Annotated in this window: 14 protein-coding genes; 3 read left to right on the top strand and 11 right to left on the bottom strand. The window is 41.0% G+C overall.

The window, feature by feature from the left end; all coding sequences use genetic code 11:
• Positions 1–29: 29 nt before the first annotated feature.
• The 3 genes from pstB to H5180_RS07360 are packed head-to-tail and all read right to left on the bottom strand — an operon-like array spanning position 30 to position 4,783.
• Positions 30–857, bottom strand: a complete 828-nt coding sequence (gene pstB, locus H5180_RS07370; protein ID WP_145238219.1) for a phosphate ABC transporter ATP-binding protein PstB — start codon at positions 855–857, stop codon at positions 30–32.
• A 27-nt stretch (positions 858–884) separates the two neighbouring features.
• Positions 885–2,534 carry a phosphate ABC transporter permease PstA gene (gene pstA / locus H5180_RS07365; protein WP_145238216.1) on the bottom strand — a complete coding sequence of 550 codons (1,650 nt, stop codon included), beginning with the start codon at positions 2,532–2,534 and terminating at the stop codon, positions 885–887.
• A 14-nt stretch (positions 2,535–2,548) separates the two neighbouring features.
• A complete protein-coding gene (locus H5180_RS07360) occupies positions 2,549–4,783 on the bottom strand; it encodes an ABC transporter permease subunit (protein ID WP_145238213.1) in 2,235 nt (744 codons plus the stop codon).
• Between the two features lie 359 nt (positions 4,784–5,142).
• Here H5180_RS07360 and H5180_RS07355 point away from each other — a divergent pair, with 359 nt between their 5' ends.
• The 3 genes from H5180_RS07355 (at position 5,143) to H5180_RS07345 (ending at position 9,337) form a co-directional block, all read left to right on the top strand.
• A complete protein-coding gene (locus tag H5180_RS07355; RefSeq protein WP_145238210.1) occupies positions 5,143–5,649 on the top strand; it encodes a glycine cleavage system protein R in 507 nt (168 codons plus the stop codon).
• Positions 5,650–5,769: 120 nt separating this feature from the next.
• Positions 5,770–7,857 (top strand): polyphosphate kinase 1, encoded by a 2,088-nt coding sequence (gene ppk1, locus H5180_RS07350; RefSeq protein ID WP_145238207.1) that lies wholly within the window; start codon positions 5,770–5,772, stop codon positions 7,855–7,857.
• Entirely contained in the window at positions 7,850–9,337 is a 1,488-nt protein-coding gene (locus H5180_RS07345; protein WP_145238204.1) for an exopolyphosphatase, read from the top strand. The genes ppk1 and H5180_RS07345 overlap by 8 nt, the downstream gene beginning before the upstream one ends.
• Before the next feature lie 54 nt (positions 9,338–9,391).
• Here the strand turns inward: H5180_RS07345 and H5180_RS07340 are convergent, their stop codons facing one another.
• From H5180_RS07340 to H5180_RS07305, 8 genes are all read right to left on the bottom strand, one after another.
• Positions 9,392–9,847, bottom strand: coding sequence for a hypothetical protein (locus H5180_RS07340; protein ID WP_145238201.1), 456 nt, complete (start codon positions 9,845–9,847; stop codon positions 9,392–9,394).
• Between the two features lie 218 nt (positions 9,848–10,065).
• A complete protein-coding gene (locus tag H5180_RS07335; RefSeq protein WP_145238198.1) occupies positions 10,066–10,284 on the bottom strand; it encodes a hypothetical protein in 219 nt (72 codons plus the stop codon).
• 266 nt (positions 10,285–10,550) lie between these two features.
• The gene (locus H5180_RS07330; protein ID WP_145238195.1) at positions 10,551–11,009 is read right to left on the bottom strand and encodes a hypothetical protein; all 459 of its coding nucleotides are present in this window, start codon (positions 11,007–11,009) and stop codon (positions 10,551–10,553) included.
• A gap of 108 nt (positions 11,010–11,117) precedes the next feature.
• Entirely contained in the window at positions 11,118–11,537 is a 420-nt protein-coding gene (locus tag H5180_RS07325; protein ID WP_182757996.1) for a hypothetical protein, read from the bottom strand.
• A gap of 127 nt (positions 11,538–11,664) precedes the next feature.
• On the bottom strand, positions 11,665–14,787 hold the full coding sequence (locus H5180_RS07320; protein WP_182757995.1) for an efflux RND transporter permease subunit: 3,123 nt from the start codon (positions 14,785–14,787) through the stop codon (positions 11,665–11,667).
• Between the two features lie 8 nt (positions 14,788–14,795).
• Positions 14,796–16,541 (bottom strand): efflux RND transporter periplasmic adaptor subunit, encoded by a 1,746-nt coding sequence (locus tag H5180_RS07315; protein WP_182757994.1) that lies wholly within the window; start codon positions 16,539–16,541, stop codon positions 14,796–14,798.
• Positions 16,531–17,856 carry a TolC family protein gene (locus tag H5180_RS07310; RefSeq protein WP_145238183.1) on the bottom strand — a complete coding sequence of 442 codons (1,326 nt, stop codon included), beginning with the start codon at positions 17,854–17,856 and terminating at the stop codon, positions 16,531–16,533. The genes H5180_RS07315 and H5180_RS07310 overlap by 11 nt, the downstream gene beginning before the upstream one ends.
• 86 nt (positions 17,857–17,942) lie before the next feature.
• Positions 17,943–18,311: a hypothetical protein gene (locus H5180_RS07305; protein WP_145238180.1), complete on the bottom strand. Its 369-nt coding sequence runs from the start codon at positions 18,309–18,311 to the stop codon at positions 17,943–17,945.
• Between the last annotated feature and the right edge of the window lie 67 nt (positions 18,312–18,378).

Raw genomic sequence — 18,378 nt, 5'->3', positions numbered from 1 at the left:
AACGTAACCCAAAAACAGTTTGACTCAGCCTAGCCGTAACGACCGGTGATATAATCTTCCGTTTTCTTTTTCGTTGGGGTAGTAAATAACGTATTGGTATCTGAGTACTCTATTAATTCACCCATGTACATAAAGGCCGTTTGATCAGAAACCCGCGCTGCTTGTTGCATGTTGTGGGTTACGATAACAACGGTAAACTTATTTTTTAAATCGTTGATAAGCTCTTCAATTACCAGTGTTGAAATAGGATCCAATGCTGATGTTGGCTCATCGAGTAATAATACTTCAGGCTCAATGGCGATAGAGCGTGCAATCACTAAACGTTGCTGCTGACCACCTGACAAACCAAATGCGCTATCGTGAAGCCGATCTTTTACTTCATCCCACAGTGCCGCGCCTCGCAGTGACTGTTCAACCACCTCGTCTAATTTACGTTTTTCTTTGATACCTTGTAAGCGTAGGCCATAAACCACATTTTCGTAGATTGATTTAGGAAACGGGTTCGGACGCTGAAATACCATACCAACATTGCGACGCAGCGCTGCAACATCTACCTTTTTGTCATAGATGTTTTGTCCGTGTAGTAAAATTTCACCTTCAATACGGCAAATATCAACCAGATCATTCATACGGTTAATACAGCGCAATAACGTAGATTTACCACACCCTGATGGTCCGATAAATGCGGTTACTTGGCCTTTTGGAATATTCATATTCACTGAGCTAAGCGCTTGTTTTTCACCATAGTAAAGATCTAAGTTTTTGATCTCGAGTGCCGTTTGCTCGGTGCTTAAATTGTCTAAGTCCAATTTCAAACTCGTGCTTGATTGGTTTACTTGTGGAGCGACTGTAATCATGTTTGTTACCTATAGAATCTTTACTAATTATTGATCAAGCGATCTAAATTTTTCACGTAAATGGTTACGTATGCCTATCGCGGTGATATTCAGTGTAATAATTACTGATACCAATAAGAATGCGGTGGCATACACTAGCGGACGCGCCGCTTCAACATTTGGGCTTTGGAAGCCAACATCGTATATATGAAAACCTAAATGCATGAACTTTCGATCTAGATGAAAATACGGGAAGTTACCATCGAGCGGTAATGTCGGTGCCATTTTCACCACCCCCACTAGCATCAATGGTGCAACTTCGCCGGCAGCACGCGCTACCGCTAATATTAAACCGGTCATAATCGCAGGACTGGCCATTGGCACGATAATACGCCATAACGTTTCAGCTTGCGTTGCGCCCAGTGCTAAAGAGCCATGACGAACCGTACTTGGGATACGTGATAAGCCTTCTTCGGTTGATACAATCACCACAGGCAGCGTTAAAATAGCAAGCGTTAAAGCAGACCAAAGTACCCCTGGAGTACCAAATACTGGACTAGGTGCGGCTTCTGGATAAAACAATTGATCCAAACTGCCACCTAATACATAAACAAAGAATCCTAAGCCGAATACACCGTAAACAATTGAAGGAACACCAGCCAAGTTAATGACCGCGATACGGATCATCTTGGTAACCGCATTTTTAGCCGCATATTCATGTAAGTATATAGCTGCTACAACCCCAAACGGCGTTACGATTACAGCCATCAACATTACCATAAAAACAGTACCAAAGATTGCCGGGAATACACCACCTTCGGTATTAGCTTCACGCGGATCATCTGAAACAAATTTACCTAGTTGAACAAAATAGTGACCTAGCTTTGCAACAAAGCTCATGTCATTAGGAAACCAAAAATCCAAAACCTGATATAAAGGCAAAGTAACAATTTCACCGCGCATATCTTTTACGGTTACCTGATCACGCTTAGCTTGTTTGCGCAGTGCAAATAATTGCTTTTCAAGTACGCCATACTCGGCTCTTAGATCAGCACGCTGTTGCGCAAGCTCAGCCACTCGTTCATCGGTCAATGCATCATCAAGTAAATACGATTTCTCTTGTAAACGTAAACGCTCTAATTGATAGTTAATATGACCAATGTCACCGTTTTGCAAATCAAGAGCTTGCTCATTAAGCTCAACGGCACGTTCAACTAATTCTTCTAATACTTCAGTTTTATTATCGGTAATCACTTGGCCGTCTTTTATTACCTGTTCAACGTAGCCATAAAAGTTACCGTTTTTACTGCGCTCAAATACAGCTAGGGTCGCAGGCATGGTATTTGATTTTATGTCGGTTTCTAACACCCAACGAAAATCTAAATCAACGTATTCACGGTTACCGGTTTTAATTAAATAACGCTCTAGTTGCTCTTTATCATAACCAGATAAATCAACACCGGTTGCCTCAAGACGAGACTTAGGCACCATTTCACGGTCGTATATTTCACCAATTACGGTTTGCTGCGCAACCGAGCCTTGTAGCTCTAATTGCACTACTTGTGATGGCCAGAAAAAGCTTAACCCTTTCCAAGCAATCATTGCTAATAACCCTAAGACAGAAATCAAACTGATACTTACTGCACCACCTGTCATCCATATCCAAGGAGAACCTGACTTAAACCACTGCTTTAACATGTCGTGTCTCCCACTTACATCGAGCTGTATTTATCACGCAACTGCTGACGCACAAACTCAGCAATTGTGTTGAAAATAAAGGTGAATATGAACAATACAAAAGCGGCTAAGAATAAGATCCGATAGTGTGAACTTCCCACTTCCGATTCTGGCATTTCTACTGCAATATTCGCGGCCAAAGTACGCATACCTTGGAAAATACTCCAATCCATTATTGGCGTATTACCCGTTGCCATTAGTACAATCATCGTTTCACCTACTGCGCGGCCTAAGCCCATCATGACCGCAGAGAAAATACCAGGGCTGGCGGTTAATAACACCACACTAACCAAGGTTTGCCATTGTGTTGCGCCTAGCGCCAATGAACCGTTTGATAAATGCTTAGGCACACTAAATACAGCATCTTCTGCGATAGAGAAAATAGTCGGAATAACCGCAAAACCCATCGCAATACCGACTACCAGTGAATTACGTTGATCGAAAGTCAGACCCAATTCGTTAGTCAAATACTGGCGAACATTACCGTCAAACATCCACAACTCAACCACCCCGCTCATCGCAAAGGCTAACCAACCAATCAGTAACAATACTGGTATTAGTAAGATTGAGTGAGCCCCTTCAGGAACACGGTGACGAAAGCTTTCTGGTAATTTAGTCCACGCAAATGCGGTCGCTAAAATCCCCAGCGGCAGCATAAATAACAGACCAACAATCGCAGGTAAATGCTCTTCTATCAACGGCGCAAGCCATAAGCCTGCTAAAAAACCTAAAATTACGGTTGGTAATGCTTCCATTATTTCAACCGTTGGTTTGACTACTTTACGCAATGGACCTGACATAAAATAAGCGGTATAAATTGCTGCCGAGAGCGCAATCGGCACTGCGAATAGCATCGCATATAAAGCAGCTTTTATAGTACCAAATGAAATTGGCACTAAAGAAAACTTAGCTTCAAAGTCATCACCGGCAGACGTTGATTGCCAAATATAACCCGGCTCTGGATAACCCTCATACCACACTTCTTGCCACAAGGCTGACCAAGTCACCTCAGGGTGTTCATTGTGAATTTCAACCACGGTTAATTTGTCATCAGCTAGAATAAGTGCCGCATTTGAGCGTGGTGCAATAGCAAAGTTTTCAATCGGACCTTCACTGATTTTACCTTGCCATAGTTTTGCTTCACTGGTGGTGTAATACACGCCTAACTCACCATTAGAACTGGTGGTAAAGAACGTACGGCGATAAAACTCAGTGAATATATCTAGCTTAGGCTGCTTTGAGGTTTCAAACGCGCGTATTTTTTGATATTCACGGCCATCGTCAGTATTAATTTCAAACCACTGCGAAACTTCACCATTGTCATTCGCTAGCATCAGCGAGTTAGCTCCGGCTAATAATTGCGCCGAAACCAAGTTGGCATTTTCTTCATTCGCTGCAAGCATTTGGATCAGCTCAACCTCGCTTGGATTGCGAGTATCGTAAACATAAATTTGATTTGCTGAGCGAACAAAAGTACGGGTGGTATCTGGCGACATTAGGAGTTGGTCTACGCGCCCTTCGACATCAAGTTCAGTGCGTTCTACAACCCATTCAACTTCACCGCTGAACATGTTTTCTTCAGCAACAAAGCTGCTAAAAATCACACGTTTGTCAGCCGTTTGTGCCACAACAGCGGTTTTATCTTCATAATGACTAAATGCAAATTGTTTAATGGCAGCACCATTGTCGTCAACCTGCAATGTTTTTTCACCAAGTGGATAACCCAAACGTGGGGTTAATTTACGTTCGTTATTAGGAAAGGTAACTAAGAATTTAGGTGACACTATCATCACCGAACCATTTTCTAGTCCGTATGCGTAATGCCCTTGAAATGGCGCGCTGGTTGCAAAACTACTCACTTCGCTGTCAAGTGGCACAACTAAGCTAGCAAGCTTTTTACCAAAGCCCTTTTTCTCAACACTGTAATAATCAACCTTACCTTGTTTGCTCAGTAAAAAAGCAATTTCTGTTTGCTCTTCAACACCTAAGCCAACAATTTGTTCAGCATCGCTAAGCGCAAAACTATCGCGCGTTTCTACCTTCGCTGATTCAAAAATAGGTTGCACAACATACAATAAATAGAAGAATATCAATAGCAAAGCTATTAATACCATAATACCGCCAGCGGTAATGCTAAATTTGGCAAACCGATCTTTAAATAGACGGCTTCTATCCGTATTAAAAGACGGTTTATTCGGATTGGAAGTCATCAAAACACCTATAAATCTTAACGTTGGATAGATTATATTTCACCAAGATGACAGTATTGTTACAAACGTCATAATTGCTAAGACTTTGTTGTGGTATTCATCATAAAAAAACAAACAATGTTTATATTCAATAACTTGAAAAACTTTCAACTTAGTGCTTTATTATTGATAAACAAAAGTTTAGATAATTCAGACTGTAAACTCACACTATTTTACTGTTTTTAAATTGAACTATTGGCAAAAAAATTGGACAAATTTGGGGACTGAGTCAATACTCAATCCGGTTCTTTTTAATATAACAATAATTTCATGCCTGGGCATTTATTATTTAATTACGGCACTCTTTAGGAATTATCTATATGAAGCAATTGGTTATAACTATTTTGGGACAAGATCGTCCAGGACTTGTAGAAGACATCTCATCTGCAATTTTAAATCATAATGGTAACTGGTTAACCAGTAACTTAAGCCATTTAGCCGGTCACTTTGCTGGCATCATTGAAGTAGCTGTGCCAGCAGAGCATCTGCAAGAATTACAAGACGCATTGCATGGCTTACCACAATTAGAAGTACGGATTGAAACAGGCGCGCATGAACTACCAGACACACCTGCTGAACAGCTTAATTTTGTGATAACTGGTAATGACCGACCAGGTATTATTCAAGAACTTGCAGGAGTATTGCGTCACAAAGGGGCTAATATCACTCACTTAAACTCTAAGCAGCAAAGCGCACCAAACTGGGGACTACCAATTTTCAGCGCCGTAGCAACTGTTGCCTTGCCTTCAGGCATGAATAAAGACGAAGTTGTTGCTGCACTCGAAGCAATTACATCCGACTTAATTGTTGATATTGAAGACGCTTAAGCCACAGCTAAAATTCATCTCTTATAGCTAGATAAACATGTCATAAAAGTGACATGTTTGTCATTTTTATGTCATCTAATTACTTTATATTTTGTTCAGTTGCTATCCAAGGAATAGAATATGAACGCCTGCGCTGATGCGTCTCAAACGATTAATTATTTTGCCCCAGAGTTAAGTTGGCTGTCTTTTAACGATCGCGTTTTACAAGAAGCTAAAGATAAAAATAACCCAATTATTGAACGTATTCGTTTTTTGGGGATCTTCTCAAACAATTTAGATGAATTTTTCAGAGTCCGTGTTGCCGATGTAAAACGACGTATTCTATTAAATAAACTACCAGATACTAATTTTGATGAAGATGAAATTTTACTGACCCAAATTCAGCAAAAGGTTTTGCAGCTTGGTAAAAAATTTAACGTTATTCATCAGCAAATTCTCGATGATTTAAATACCCACAACATTCATGTTGACCGTCCCGAGCAACTTAGTGAATTTCATATTAACTGGCTAAAAATATTTTTTCATGACAATGTATTACAGCATATATCGCCTATAATGCTAGATGAAAATAAAGACTTCTCAGATCATATTAACGATACAATGACGTACTTGTTTGTCGAAATGTTTAACGACAAAAGTCATTATGCGATGTTAGAAGTCCCTACCGATCGCGTACCACGCTTTGTAATTTTACCACCCGAAAAAACCCGTCGTCATAAAACTATTGTGATGTTAGATGACATTATTTTGTTTTTTTTAAGTGACGTATTTAGCAGTTTTTTTAGTTTTACTGAGATCCAAGGCTACGCAATCAAGCTGACCCGTGATGCAGAATACAACCTAGATGACGAACTAGAAGAAGGCATTTTAGATAAAATGTCTAAGGGCCTAAAACAGCGTATTTATGCCGAGCCGGTGCGCTTAGTATACGACCAAGCGATGCCCGAGCCGATGCTCAAAGTAATGAAAAAACGCTTAGGTGTTACTCATCACGATGCGTTGATCCCCGGTGGTCGCTATCGTAACTTTAGAGACTTTATTGGTTTTCCCAATGTTGGTCGGCAATATTTAGAAAACAAATCATTACCGGCTTTGCAAAGCACAGCATTTAATAATCATGCCAGTGTGTTTGCTGCAATTAGTCAGCAAGATATTCTACTTTATTATCCATATCATACATTTAATCATCTACTGGAATATGTTCGCCAAGCAGCATTTGACCCTCGAGTAACACAAATTAAAGTAAACATTTATCGTGTTGCGAGTAAATCTCGATTAATTTCATCACTGATCAACGCGGCAAAAAATGGCAAAAAAGTCACCGTTATGGTGGAGCTAAAAGCACGCTTTGATGAACAAAATAATATTGAGTGGGCAAAAGTACTCAGTGGCGCAGGTATTAAAGTTATTTTTGGTATACCAGCTCTTAAAGTACACAGTAAGTTATGTATTATTCATCGTCGTGAAAAAGGTCAAATAGTAAAGTACGCGCACATTGGCACTGGTAATTTTCACGAAAAAACCGCCAAAATTTATACAGACTTTAGTTTATTTACTAAACATCAAGGTATTTGTGACGAAAGTGATAGCGTATTTAAGTTTATTGAAAGCAGTTATAAACCGTTTATGTTCGAACATTTGATGATTTCGCCAGTGAACGCTCGACAGCTGTTGCTTGGTTTAATTCACCAAGAAATAACCCATGTTGAAAATGGCCACACCGGTAAAATAACATTAAAAATAAATAACTTAGTAGATAAAGAACTGGTTGATTGTTTGTACTTGGCCGCTCGTAGCGGTGTTAAAATTCGCATTATTGTCCGTGGTATGTGTTCCTTAGTGCCAGGACTCAATAATTTTAGCGACAACATTCGGGTAATTAGTATCGTCGATCGCTTTTTAGAGCACCCGCGAGTTATGATCTTTGGTAATAATGGGGATGAAAAAGTCTATATTTCATCTGCAGATTGGATGACACGTAATCTTGATCATCGAGTTGAAGTTGGCGTGCCTATTTATGATGAAAAACTAAAACAACTCATTGTTGACGTACTTGAACTGCAATTTAAAGATCGTACCAAAGCGAGAATCATTGATAGCGAACAGAAAAATCATTATGTTAGACGCGGTAATCGTAAAAAAATACGTTCGCAAATAGCTATTTATGATCACTTAAAAAAATGGGAAGGCAATTACAATAATGAATGATTATCCCTCAATAGCTGCGGTTGACTTAGGCTCAAACAGCTTTCATTTAGTGGTCGCAAGAGAAGTGGATGGCTCTTTGCAAATTCTCCACAAAGAAAAACAACGCGTTTACTTAGCCGATGGCTTAGATGAAAAAAACCAATTAAGTCAAATGGCTATCGATAGAGCATTAACGATATTAAAGCAGTTTGCTACTACGCTACAAGACTTCCCTGCGAGCAATGTAAAAATTGCTGCAACTTATACATTACGAAGAGCTAAAAATATTAATTCATTTTTAACTCAGGCAAATAGAGTTTTTCCTTATCATATTGATGTGATCTCAGGTCAAGAAGAAGCCCGCTTAATCTATCAAGGTGTTGCTCATTATGTTCATCACGATGAAAACCGTTTAGTTATTGATATTGGCGGCGGTAGTACCGAGCTAATTATTGGCAAGCATTTTAAACATAAGCTGCTCTCTAGCCGTAATATGGGCTGCGTAAGCTATACCAAGCAATTTTTTGCCGATGGTATTATTAACGATAAACGCTTTAGCAAAGCACAAATAAAAGCAGAGCAAGAACTTGAGGTTATTTTTGCCAATTACGTCAGCGCAGGCTGGCAATCGGTAGTGGGGACGTCAGGCACCATTAAATCAATATTAGCCATGATCAACGCTAATGACCCTGAACAAAAAAATATCACACAGGAGCGATTGCTCGAACTTAAAACTCAGTTTATAGCCGCTAAAACTATCGATAACTTACTTATTGAAGGTTTAAGCCCGGAGCGTCAAGTAAGTATTTGCGGTGGCTTAGCTATTTTACTCGCGATTTTTCAGCTGTTTAATATTACCGAAATGGATTACAGCGACTTTTCACTACGTGAAGGTTTACTGCATGAAATGCAGCAAAAGTTAGCGCTTAAAGATATACGCACCAATACCATAGCTAATTTAAGCGAAAGAAACACAATAGATAAAGTACATGCACAACGTGTTGCAAATACTGCCGATTGGTTATTCCTACAAGTACAAAAAGAATGGCAGCTCGACTCATTAGATAATCATCAATTATTAGTGTGGGCAGCGCAATTACACGAAGTGGGTTTAGGTATTAACTCATCAGGCTTACACAAACATAGTGCTTATGTTGTTGAAAATAGTCAGCTGCCAGGATTTACTCAACAACAGCAAACATTATTAAGCTGTATGATACGGTTTTACCGTAAAAAAATTCGTTTAGAAGAATTTCCAACTTTACTCTCGGTGCCCCACTTTCAAATATTACAATTAATTGTATTACTCAGACTAGCTATATTATTAAATCAAAAACGCCTTAACGATCAACATCAAGAGTTAGCAGTGTCAGTAAAAGGCAATAGTATGCTATTGCAGTTCCCAGCTGATTGGCTCAATGAACAAACCTTGCTTCATGCTGATTTACAACAAGAGCAAAAATATTTGAAGAAAGTAGGCTTTTTAATCGACTTTGTGTGATTTACAGACATGGCTGAATTTGGATAGCATGCGCTATCCAAATTAGATCTTCTATTACATATCCATATGACGATTAGCACTTTGCATCATTTGCTTTAATCCTTGATGTTCAAGCTCCAGCAATTGAGATAGTTTCTCTTTACCTGTTGGCGTTTCTGCACGACTAAGTAAGTATTGATAAAGATTGATCACCTTTTGATGCTGATCTGATATATAACCTTGCATGGCTTGCTCATCAACACGCGTATCACGGTTTAAATCTGTAAAATTAATCAGTTCAGAGTTTTCAGCAAAGTACTCGTAACAATAAGTATCTAAGGTATTGATCTCCGTGATAGCTTTAAAGCCAACTAAATCCTCAGCCAACTTTTTTTCGTACTTAACAAAATAGTCTGCCAGCATTTGGTTATGCTCTGCTAAATCGTCTCTGAGACTAAAAAAATTTGCCGCCATTTGGGTATGAAATAGTACAGTCCAGTCGTACACTTCTTGTATTGTTTTAACTTGCATGTGCGTTCCTTAATTAACCCTAGTAACCATACTCCTGCGTAAAACGTGCCAATAAAAAGTTAAATTAAAACAAAGAGATATTGAAAGTAAATCACCCAAACTCGTATAAGTTACAAGTCATAGGGTAATTTTTATAGGGTGAAGCTCTAGGACAGGCTAAAAGCTAATGCTTTAGGGGCGTTTAGGCTATATTTTTATTTTGGATAAATTCGCACTTTTCATTTTAGCCCATTCACAAAAACAATACCTATATCATTAGCGCTCTTACGATCAATCAAGCCTTTGCTACCATTAAAATCAACAAAAAAGTAGAATTCACCATCATGACCTGAAAATAACTTACGAATGAAGCTATTTTCCAAATGGAGAAGGCGCCCAGTAAATGAGAGTTTGCCACTTACCTCCTCATCACCAAGCAGAACTAAAATAAATGACAACTTATAATCCTTTGCAAATTCATAGAGGTAAGAATTTCTTAGCTCGAAAGTAGCAAGCTGTTCACCTTTAAATTCATAATCAAACGGTTCGAAACAGTGATTAAATAAATTGTAAAATCATAAAAAAAATAAAGAAGATAAAACAACAAAACCTACGATAATATAAGCCTTCATAAATACTCCATACCATGCATAAAAATACAAATCGACTTTCGTGATTAAACAATATCCTTCGGCTCTTTTATATCGCAAGTTGAAATCCACAACTAGACTAACAATGCTTTTTCATCAAAGCCTTGCTCATGTAACTTGGCTACAAGCTGCTCAAGCACGTCATCTTTTTTAGGGGCTACAGGCTCAGTTAATAGTAAAGCAGTAACATTGCCAAAACCAAGGTGCTCGAAATCAGGATTTTCAAGGCCATGTTGTGCTCTTAGCGTTAACAGCATAAGTGCGGCATAAGGTGTAAATTGCCAATTCATATTGTCAAACTCAAAAAACATCTTACTCGGTGGTGATGCTACCTGAGCGACTTGATCGTCACATAACTGATTAAGATAAGTGGTGATTTTTGTTAAGTCAGTACTATCCCAGTTCTCTAAAATAGCTTGGTAAGCAAAGTCATCTACGATCGGTTTTAACGTATTGCTCCCCTTGACCCTATCAAACAACAAGATAATAAAATCACCAATATGACTTTTCGATCTATTAACCCAATGCTTCATGTAACCAGCTTGAAAAAGCTTATAAAAGTGGCTGGCATAATCATTGTTATGCAATATAACTGCAATACTTAGCTGGAATACAGATTCTGGTGGCACTAGCCTTAAGGGTTAACGGCTAAAGCGATATGTAAAGCGCTTTAGCTTATAACTTTTTGTTACAAGCAGGTAATATCCATAACTTAAGCATATACTTAACTTACCTAAATCAAGTAAACTTTTTTCTACAAAACTAGCTTGTGCATCCATCTCATAATAATTACATGGAATTGACAACTCTGTATTTAATACCTCCCAGTTAAAGAATGGCAATTTATCGTTAAGCGGTACACCACTTTCCGCTTCTCCTTGCTCAATATAGAAATTAAGCTCTTTTGTATTATTTATATAAACTTTTCTATATTTTTCAGGATTTTTTTTAGATAACTGCTCATGCTGAATTAAGCCGTTGCTAAAATCAGCCAACTCCCAAAGCGCTAACGCTTTGGGAAAGCTATGGGGCAAAAAGTTGATATTTAAATATAAACTCATTTACCTGTGTACTCCTTAATGACTCTATTGACCTACAAAAATTGTGAGGTAGTCGCAGTACCTGTTTTACGAGATTCTGCGACTATGGTCAAACAAAGTTTGATGGACTCTGTATTTTTAATTCAACTTACGAATTTAGGCCCCGCTTTCGCCATAACAAATACACTGCGGGTAATACGAGCAAGATTAATACAATCGCACTAAACATACCGCCGACCATCGGCGCGGCGATGCGGCTCATTACTTCACTGCCGGTGCCTGTGCCGTAAAGTACGGGGAGCAAACCGATTATAATAGTGGCGACTGTCATCATCACTGGGCGTACTCGCAGGCCTGCGCCTTCGACTATGGCTTGTTTAAGCTCCGCAAAACTAAGCGTTGTACCTGCTAGCTTGGCTTGAGCACACTTTTCTTGGTAGGCTTGATTTAAGTACACCAGCATAATCACGCCAATTTCCACCGCGACCCCAGCAAGGGCAATAAAGCCCACCCCCACGGCGACTGAGAAGTTAAAGCCCTCTAAGTACATTAACCAGATGCCTCCGATCATCGCCAGCGGTAAGGTTGCTATTATAATTGCCACTTCTACAAAGCTTCTAAAGTTGAGGTACAACAACACAATTATAATCGCTAAGGTCAGTGGTAATACATAGGCGAGCTTTTCTTTCGCACGTTCCATGTATTCATATTGCCCTGCCCAGGTTATTGAATAACCTGCTGGTAGCACTAGCTTTTCGTCAAGCACTTTGCGCGCATTGTCGACATAACTACCAATATCAATGCCATCAATATCAATAAAGCTCCAGCCGTTTAAGCGGGCATTTTCGCTTTTTATGCCCGGCGGACCATCTTCAATAAATACGTCAGCCACATCGGCAAGAGCAATGCGTTGCCCTGCAGGGGTGACTATTGGCAATAGCATCAGTTCTTCGGGCGAATCCCGGTAGTCTTGCGGATAACGTAAGTTTACCGGGTAACGCTCTTGCCCTTCGACCGTTTCGGTTACATTCATGCCGCCAATTGCGGTGGCAACCACTTGCTGCACATCGGCAATATTTAAGCTGTAACGGGCGGCTTTTTCACGGTTGATATCGACCTTGATATAACGCCCACCTGCTACTCGCTCAGAGTAAACGGAAGCCGTGCCGGGTACATCTTTAAGTAACACTTCAATCTGCTGACCAATTTTTTGAATCTCGCTCAAATTTGGTCCCGCAACTTTAATGCCCACAGGGGTTTTAATCCCAGTTGCCAGCATATCAATACGAGTTTTGATCGGCATCACCCATGCATTAGTCAGGCCTGGAAACTTCACTAAGCCGTCGAGTTCTTTTTTCAACTTGTCTAAGGTCATGCCTTCGCGCCACTGATCTTTTGGCTTGAGCTGAATAAAGGTTTCAATCATGGTCAGTGGCGCAGGATCGGTTGCTGTTTCTGCCCGGCCGACTTTACCAAACACGGTTAACACCTCTGGCACTGTGGCGATGAGCTTATCGGTTTGTTGTAAAATCTCGCGCGCTTTCCCAATCGATAAACCAGGATAAGTCGTCGGCATATACATTAAATCGCCTTCATCCAGCGGCGGAATAAACTCACTGCCAATTTTATTGACCGGATAAAAGCCAATAACAGCGACCACCACAGCCAGTACTAAAGTCATTTTAGGGAACCGCAAAACCGTGTTCAGCAGCGGCTTGTAAGCATTCACTAGCAAGCGGTTTACTGGGTTGTTTTGCTCAGAAATAACTTTGCCGCGTATAAAGTAACCCATTAATACCGGTACTAAAGTGATTGCCAAGCCCGCAGATGCGGCCATGGCATAGGTTTTAGTGTACGCTAACGGAGCAAACATCCGGCCTTCTTGGGCTTCTAAAATAAACACTGGCATAAAGCTCACGGTAATAATCATTAAGCTAAAAAACAGCGCTGGACCGACTTCACTGGCAGCATCGGTGACAACTTGCCAGCGGTTTTCATCGGTTAGTGGCGTTTTTTCCATGTGTTTATGCATGTTTTCGATCATTACAATCGCGCCGTCGGTCATCGCGCCAATGGCGATAGCAATACCACCGAGCGACATTATATTGGCGTTTATACCTTGCCAATACATGATGATAAATGCCGTTAATATTCCCAGCGGTAAAGTGATAATTGCCACCAAGGACGAGCGTACATGGAACAAAAATACGATGCAGATAAGCGCCACTACCACTAGCTCTTCAAATAGTTTGCTGGTGAGGTTATCCACTGCATTTTTGATCAGATTAGAGCGGTCATACACAGGCACAATTTCTACCCCATGGGGTAAGCCTTTCTTGAGTGATTCAAGCTTTGCTTTCACCAGCTCTATGGTTTTTTGTGCGTTTTCGCCATAGCGCATCACCACTACGCCACCAGCTACTTCGCCCTCGCCGTTTAGCTCAGCAATGCCACGGCGCATTTGTGGCCCAAGGCGAATATCGGCTACATCGCGTAATTGCAGCGGTGTGCCGTTGGCATTCACCCCAAGTGGAATTGCCTCTAAATCAGCGACGCTTTTTATATAACCGGTGCTGGTTACCATGTATTCGGCTTCGGCCATTTCCACCACCGAAGCGCCCATTTCTTGGTTACCTTGCTTAATTGCGGTTTGAATTAAACTCAGTGGTATACCATAAGCACGCAGTTTATCTGGCTCTACATTGACTTGATATTGCTTCACCATACCGCCCACTGAGGCCACTTCTGACACCCCTGGTACGGTTTGCAATTCAAACTTTAAAAACCAATCTTGCAAGCTGCGTAACTGGCTAATGTCGTGCTGATTGGTTTTATCCACCAGCGCGTATAAATAAATCCAACCTACACCGGTGGCATCTGGGCCCAGCTCTGCGGTTGCGCTGTCGGGCAAGCGGCTTGCTACTTGACTTAAATACTCTTGCACTCGACTTCTAGCCCAGTAAAGATCGGTGTTTTCATCAAAGATGACATATACGTAGGAATCACCAAAAAATGAAAAACCACGTACTGTTTGCGCCCCGGGTACTGAGAGCATCGCGGTGGTAAGTGGGAAAGTAACCTGATCTTGCACCACCTGTGGCGCTTGCCCTGGGTATGAGGTTTTTACAATCACCTGCACATCGGATAAATCAGGTAAGGCATCAACTGGGGTATTTTTTACCGCAAATAAACCACTGCCAATGAGTATTGCTGTTAGCAATAATACAAAAAAGCGATTGGTAACGGACCAACGAATAACTGCTGCTATCATAAAGCCTCCTAATGTCCGTCATGCGATGACATAGCGCTATTGTCACTAGTTCGCATGCTTGATTCAGTATCGATACGCTGGATCACGAACTCACCATCTTGCACACTAAAAGTAAATGTCAGCTGTTGCTTCGGCTCAAGGCTACTTAAATCAATATGTTCAGCAAACATAAAGTCCATAGTGGCCGGATCTCGGTGCCATTTCTCAATTGCACCACGGCTAATATTGGCAGTGCGCTGGGCTTTATTAATGCTGTTGATAGTACCGGTTACGGTCGCCATATTTTGCGCTTCGCTCATCATATGGGTGGAATCCATAATATGAATGCCGCTAATCATATAACTGCTATCGGCTTTTTTAGTCAACTCAAAATGCAGTGTTTGCCTAGCTTGCAGCGCTTGAAAATCAACGCTATCGGCAACCGTAAAGTCCATTTTCATACTAGGCCAATCGAGCTCTTCAATAGGGTCATGGCTGATATTCACCATACGGTGACCTGCCATTACACTATTAACGACTCCTTTGCCCCAAACGCTAGTGGTAGCTTCTGGTGTTTGCATGCGCTTAAAATCAGAGCTTTTGCTGGATTCTGAATCTAACAAGAATTGCGCTGACGTCACCACTTCATCATCGGCTTTAACGCCCGCTAAAATAACGGCGTTATGGCTATTACTGCGGCCCAGTTCGACTGCCACCGATTTAAAGCGTCCTTCGCCTAAAGCGATAACAACACGGTCTTGGGAACCGGTGCGGATCACCGCTTCTTTAGGTACTATAAGTTGTTGCTCAGCAGCTTTAGCATGGATGCTTACTTGCGCAAACATATTCGGTTTTAGTTGGTGATCTTGATTATTAAAGCGTAAACGCACCCGCAAAGTACGGTTTTTGGCATCCAATGTTGGGTAAATATAATCGACCTTACCGCGCCAGCTTTGTCCGGCAATATAATCTAGAGTCATAGTCACCGGTAAACCGACTTCAATAAGCTGCGCTTGCCGCTCGAATACTTCGGCTTCGACCCAAACTTCATCAAGTTGAGCAATACTCATCATTGAGGTGCCTGGCTTGACATAAAAACCTTCGCGCACATTAAGTTCATCAACCACACCACTTTGGCGAGCATAGAAGGTAATATTTTGCATCACCTTTTTATTAACTTGTAGGCGCTCGACAAAACCATCCGACACATTCAATGCTTTTAAGCGCGCTTTGGCTGCACGAATAAGCACGGTGTTATTACGATCAACAGCCAGTACAAATTCTTCTTGAGCATTTACCAGTTGCGGAGAGTATAAGGTATACAGCGGTTCCCCTTGTTTTACCTGATCGCCAGCGGCTTTAACGTACAGCGTTTCTATCCAGCCTTCTACACGCGGGTGAATATGCACTAACTGATCTTGATTGTATTGTACGTAGCCCACCGTTTTTACTTCACTTTGCAGTGCCTTGAGCTGTACTTTAGCCGTTCTAACCCCTAAATTATTAACAACAGCAGGGGAAATTGTCACTGCACCGGGACCATCTTGATTGTTGTCAGCTCCTTCACTATACACAGGTACTAAGTCCATCCCCATTGGTGAAAGCCCTGGTGCATCACGGCGATAATTACTATCCATAGGCGCAACCCAATATAATGGTTTTTTCTCTGCGCTGATCACCTCGGGTTCTGTACTACTACCAAAAAAATACAAGCCACTAGCAGATATTCCTGCACCTATAAGTACTGCGATAAGCAATTTTAAATTAGTGTTCACGGTGCTCTCCTGCTAATTGCTCAACCATCACAGCAGCATCTTTGCTGCTAGCGTAATAATTCAGGCGAGCAATAATAATTTGTTGATCAATCTCTATATTTAACGCATCAATTTTGGCATTCAGTTCGCTGATACGGGCGCGCATTACTTCTGAAAAGTCACCATCATCACGGGTATAAGCATTTAATGTAGCTTGTGCTTGCTCTGCCATTTGTGGCAATAATTTAGTTTGATAAAGTGCATCACGCTTTGCTAATTGGGGCAACTGACTAAACTCTTTAAAATACATACCTTGTAGCTTTTGTAATGCAATTAGTTTTTGAGTTTTCACCGCCTCAGCCATAGCAATCGCCGCATTAACTTGTTGGTCTTGGCGGTTATCAGTAAATAGTGGTAAATCAACACTCACACCAACTGAAAACAGATCCGCTCGGGAATCCCCCATTGGCGTATCATCACGATAACCATAGCCCATATTTACCCCAAACTGCGGTTTATAGCCTTGTTTTGCCACCTCAACTTCTGTTTGTTTAGCCGCTACTGTTTTATCAAGCGCGATAATCGCTGGATGCGCCATTAATAATGGCATCAACTGTGCAAATTCAAGCTGCGCAAAATCAACTAAAGGCGCTATATCATGACGTTTTGCGCTGACAGGCTGAGTTAACATGTTGATTGGTAACCATTGCGATAAACGCTTTTTCGCGCTTTCGAACTGCTGCTCTAACATCACTAATTTATCTTCAAGGCGGGTTAACTCTAGCTGCGCTCGAATAATATCTTGTTGGCGGGTGTTACCTACTGAGCTGGCATAACTCGATTCAGTAATATCAATAAGTTGCGAGAACAATGCTTTATCTTGCTCAATTAACGCAATACTTTGCTGGGCACGATATGCATTGAGCCAAGATTCAATAACAATGGTTTTTACTTGAGCGAGTCTGTCGGCTCGTAGCCAAGGATATTGCTGCGCTGACTGCGCTAACGCATGCTGCTTAAGCGCTAAGCTATCGCCACGGCTAAACATTTGGCTCACGCCAACTTTTAATTGGGTCATGCCTTCTTGGTCAAAAGCAAAACCGTCGGTGGGTAAATTCATTAAGCCAACCGTTAATACTGGATCCGGCAGTGTGCCTGCCGCTAAACTTTGTGCTTGTATAGCAGCTTGTTGATATTTGCTGGCGGTTAGCCATGGCTCATTATCAAGTGCATAGCTGAGCGCTTCATCAAGGCTTAATTCATTACTGTGTGCTGGAATTGCAGTTGTTAGCATAAGCGCTAAAAAACTGACTTTAAATACTGCGAAGTGATTCATCACTTACTCCACTAAAATTAAAAGACAACTAAATTTAGGGGCAGAAAAGGTGATTTAGGTAAATTTTAGACGCACCTATCCTGCAATTAAGCAGGCATAGGAGGGCGATACAGTGAACTGGCTATACGATGTTGATTTTGCGGGATATAAAGTTGTACTTTTTCAGACGTCGTCAGTATAACGGTAACTAACACACTCATGTTTAACATTGAGTGGGTACTGCAGGCGCTCATTGGACAACCACACTCTTGATTAGCGATTGCGTCATCGTCACAACAATCCATGTTCATCATACCCGCAGACATGTCGTGATGCATATCACTACTATCAGCCATAGTTGCTTGCGGTTGACTCATGTGTGGCATATCACAACTCATAGTTACAGACGCAACCGCTTGACCCACTAAAGTGAGCAATAAAACGACTGTGAATAAACTAATATAAATGCGTTGCAAAAAAGTGCCTTTTATAAATTAGGTTCTAGGTTCTAGGTTCTAGGTTCTAGGTTCTAGGTTCTAGGTT

This window comes from Pseudoalteromonas sp. SR41-4 (genome assembly GCF_014163985.1).
GTDB lineage: Bacteria > Pseudomonadota > Gammaproteobacteria > Enterobacterales > Alteromonadaceae > Pseudoalteromonas > Pseudoalteromonas rhizosphaerae.
The sequence above is the reverse complement of the archived record's forward strand: the minus strand, read 5'-3'. Positions and strand labels throughout refer to the sequence as shown.

Excerpts from the sequence above, each read along its gene's own strand:
- H5180_RS07310 (WP_145238183.1), bottom strand. The coding sequence starts at position 17,856 with ATGAATCACTTCGCAGTATTTAAAGTCAGTTTTTTAGCGCTTATGCTA.
- H5180_RS07355 (WP_145238210.1), top strand. The coding sequence starts at position 5,143 with ATGAAGCAATTGGTTATAACTATTTTGGGACAAGATCGTCCAGGACTT.
- pstB (WP_145238219.1), bottom strand. The coding sequence starts at position 857 with ATGATTACAGTCGCTCCACAAGTAAACCAATCAAGCACGAGTTTGAAA.
- pstA (WP_145238216.1), bottom strand. The coding sequence starts at position 2,534 with ATGTTAAAGCAGTGGTTTAAGTCAGGTTCTCCTTGGATATGGATGACA.
- H5180_RS07345 (WP_145238204.1), top strand. The coding sequence starts at position 7,850 with ATGAATGATTATCCCTCAATAGCTGCGGTTGACTTAGGCTCAAACAGC.
- ppk1 (WP_145238207.1), top strand. The coding sequence starts at position 5,770 with ATGAACGCCTGCGCTGATGCGTCTCAAACGATTAATTATTTTGCCCCA.
- H5180_RS07360 (WP_145238213.1), bottom strand. The coding sequence starts at position 4,783 with ATGACTTCCAATCCGAATAAACCGTCTTTTAATACGGATAGAAGCCGT.
- H5180_RS07340 (WP_145238201.1), bottom strand. The coding sequence starts at position 9,847 with ATGCAAGTTAAAACAATACAAGAAGTGTACGACTGGACTGTACTATTT.
- H5180_RS07330 (WP_145238195.1), bottom strand. The coding sequence starts at position 11,009 with ATGAAGCATTGGGTTAATAGATCGAAAAGTCATATTGGTGATTTTATT.
- H5180_RS07320 (WP_182757995.1), bottom strand. The coding sequence starts at position 14,787 with ATGATAGCAGCAGTTATTCGTTGGTCCGTTACCAATCGCTTTTTTGTA.
- H5180_RS07325 (WP_182757996.1), bottom strand. The coding sequence starts at position 11,537 with ATGAGTTTATATTTAAATATCAACTTTTTGCCCCATAGCTTTCCCAAA.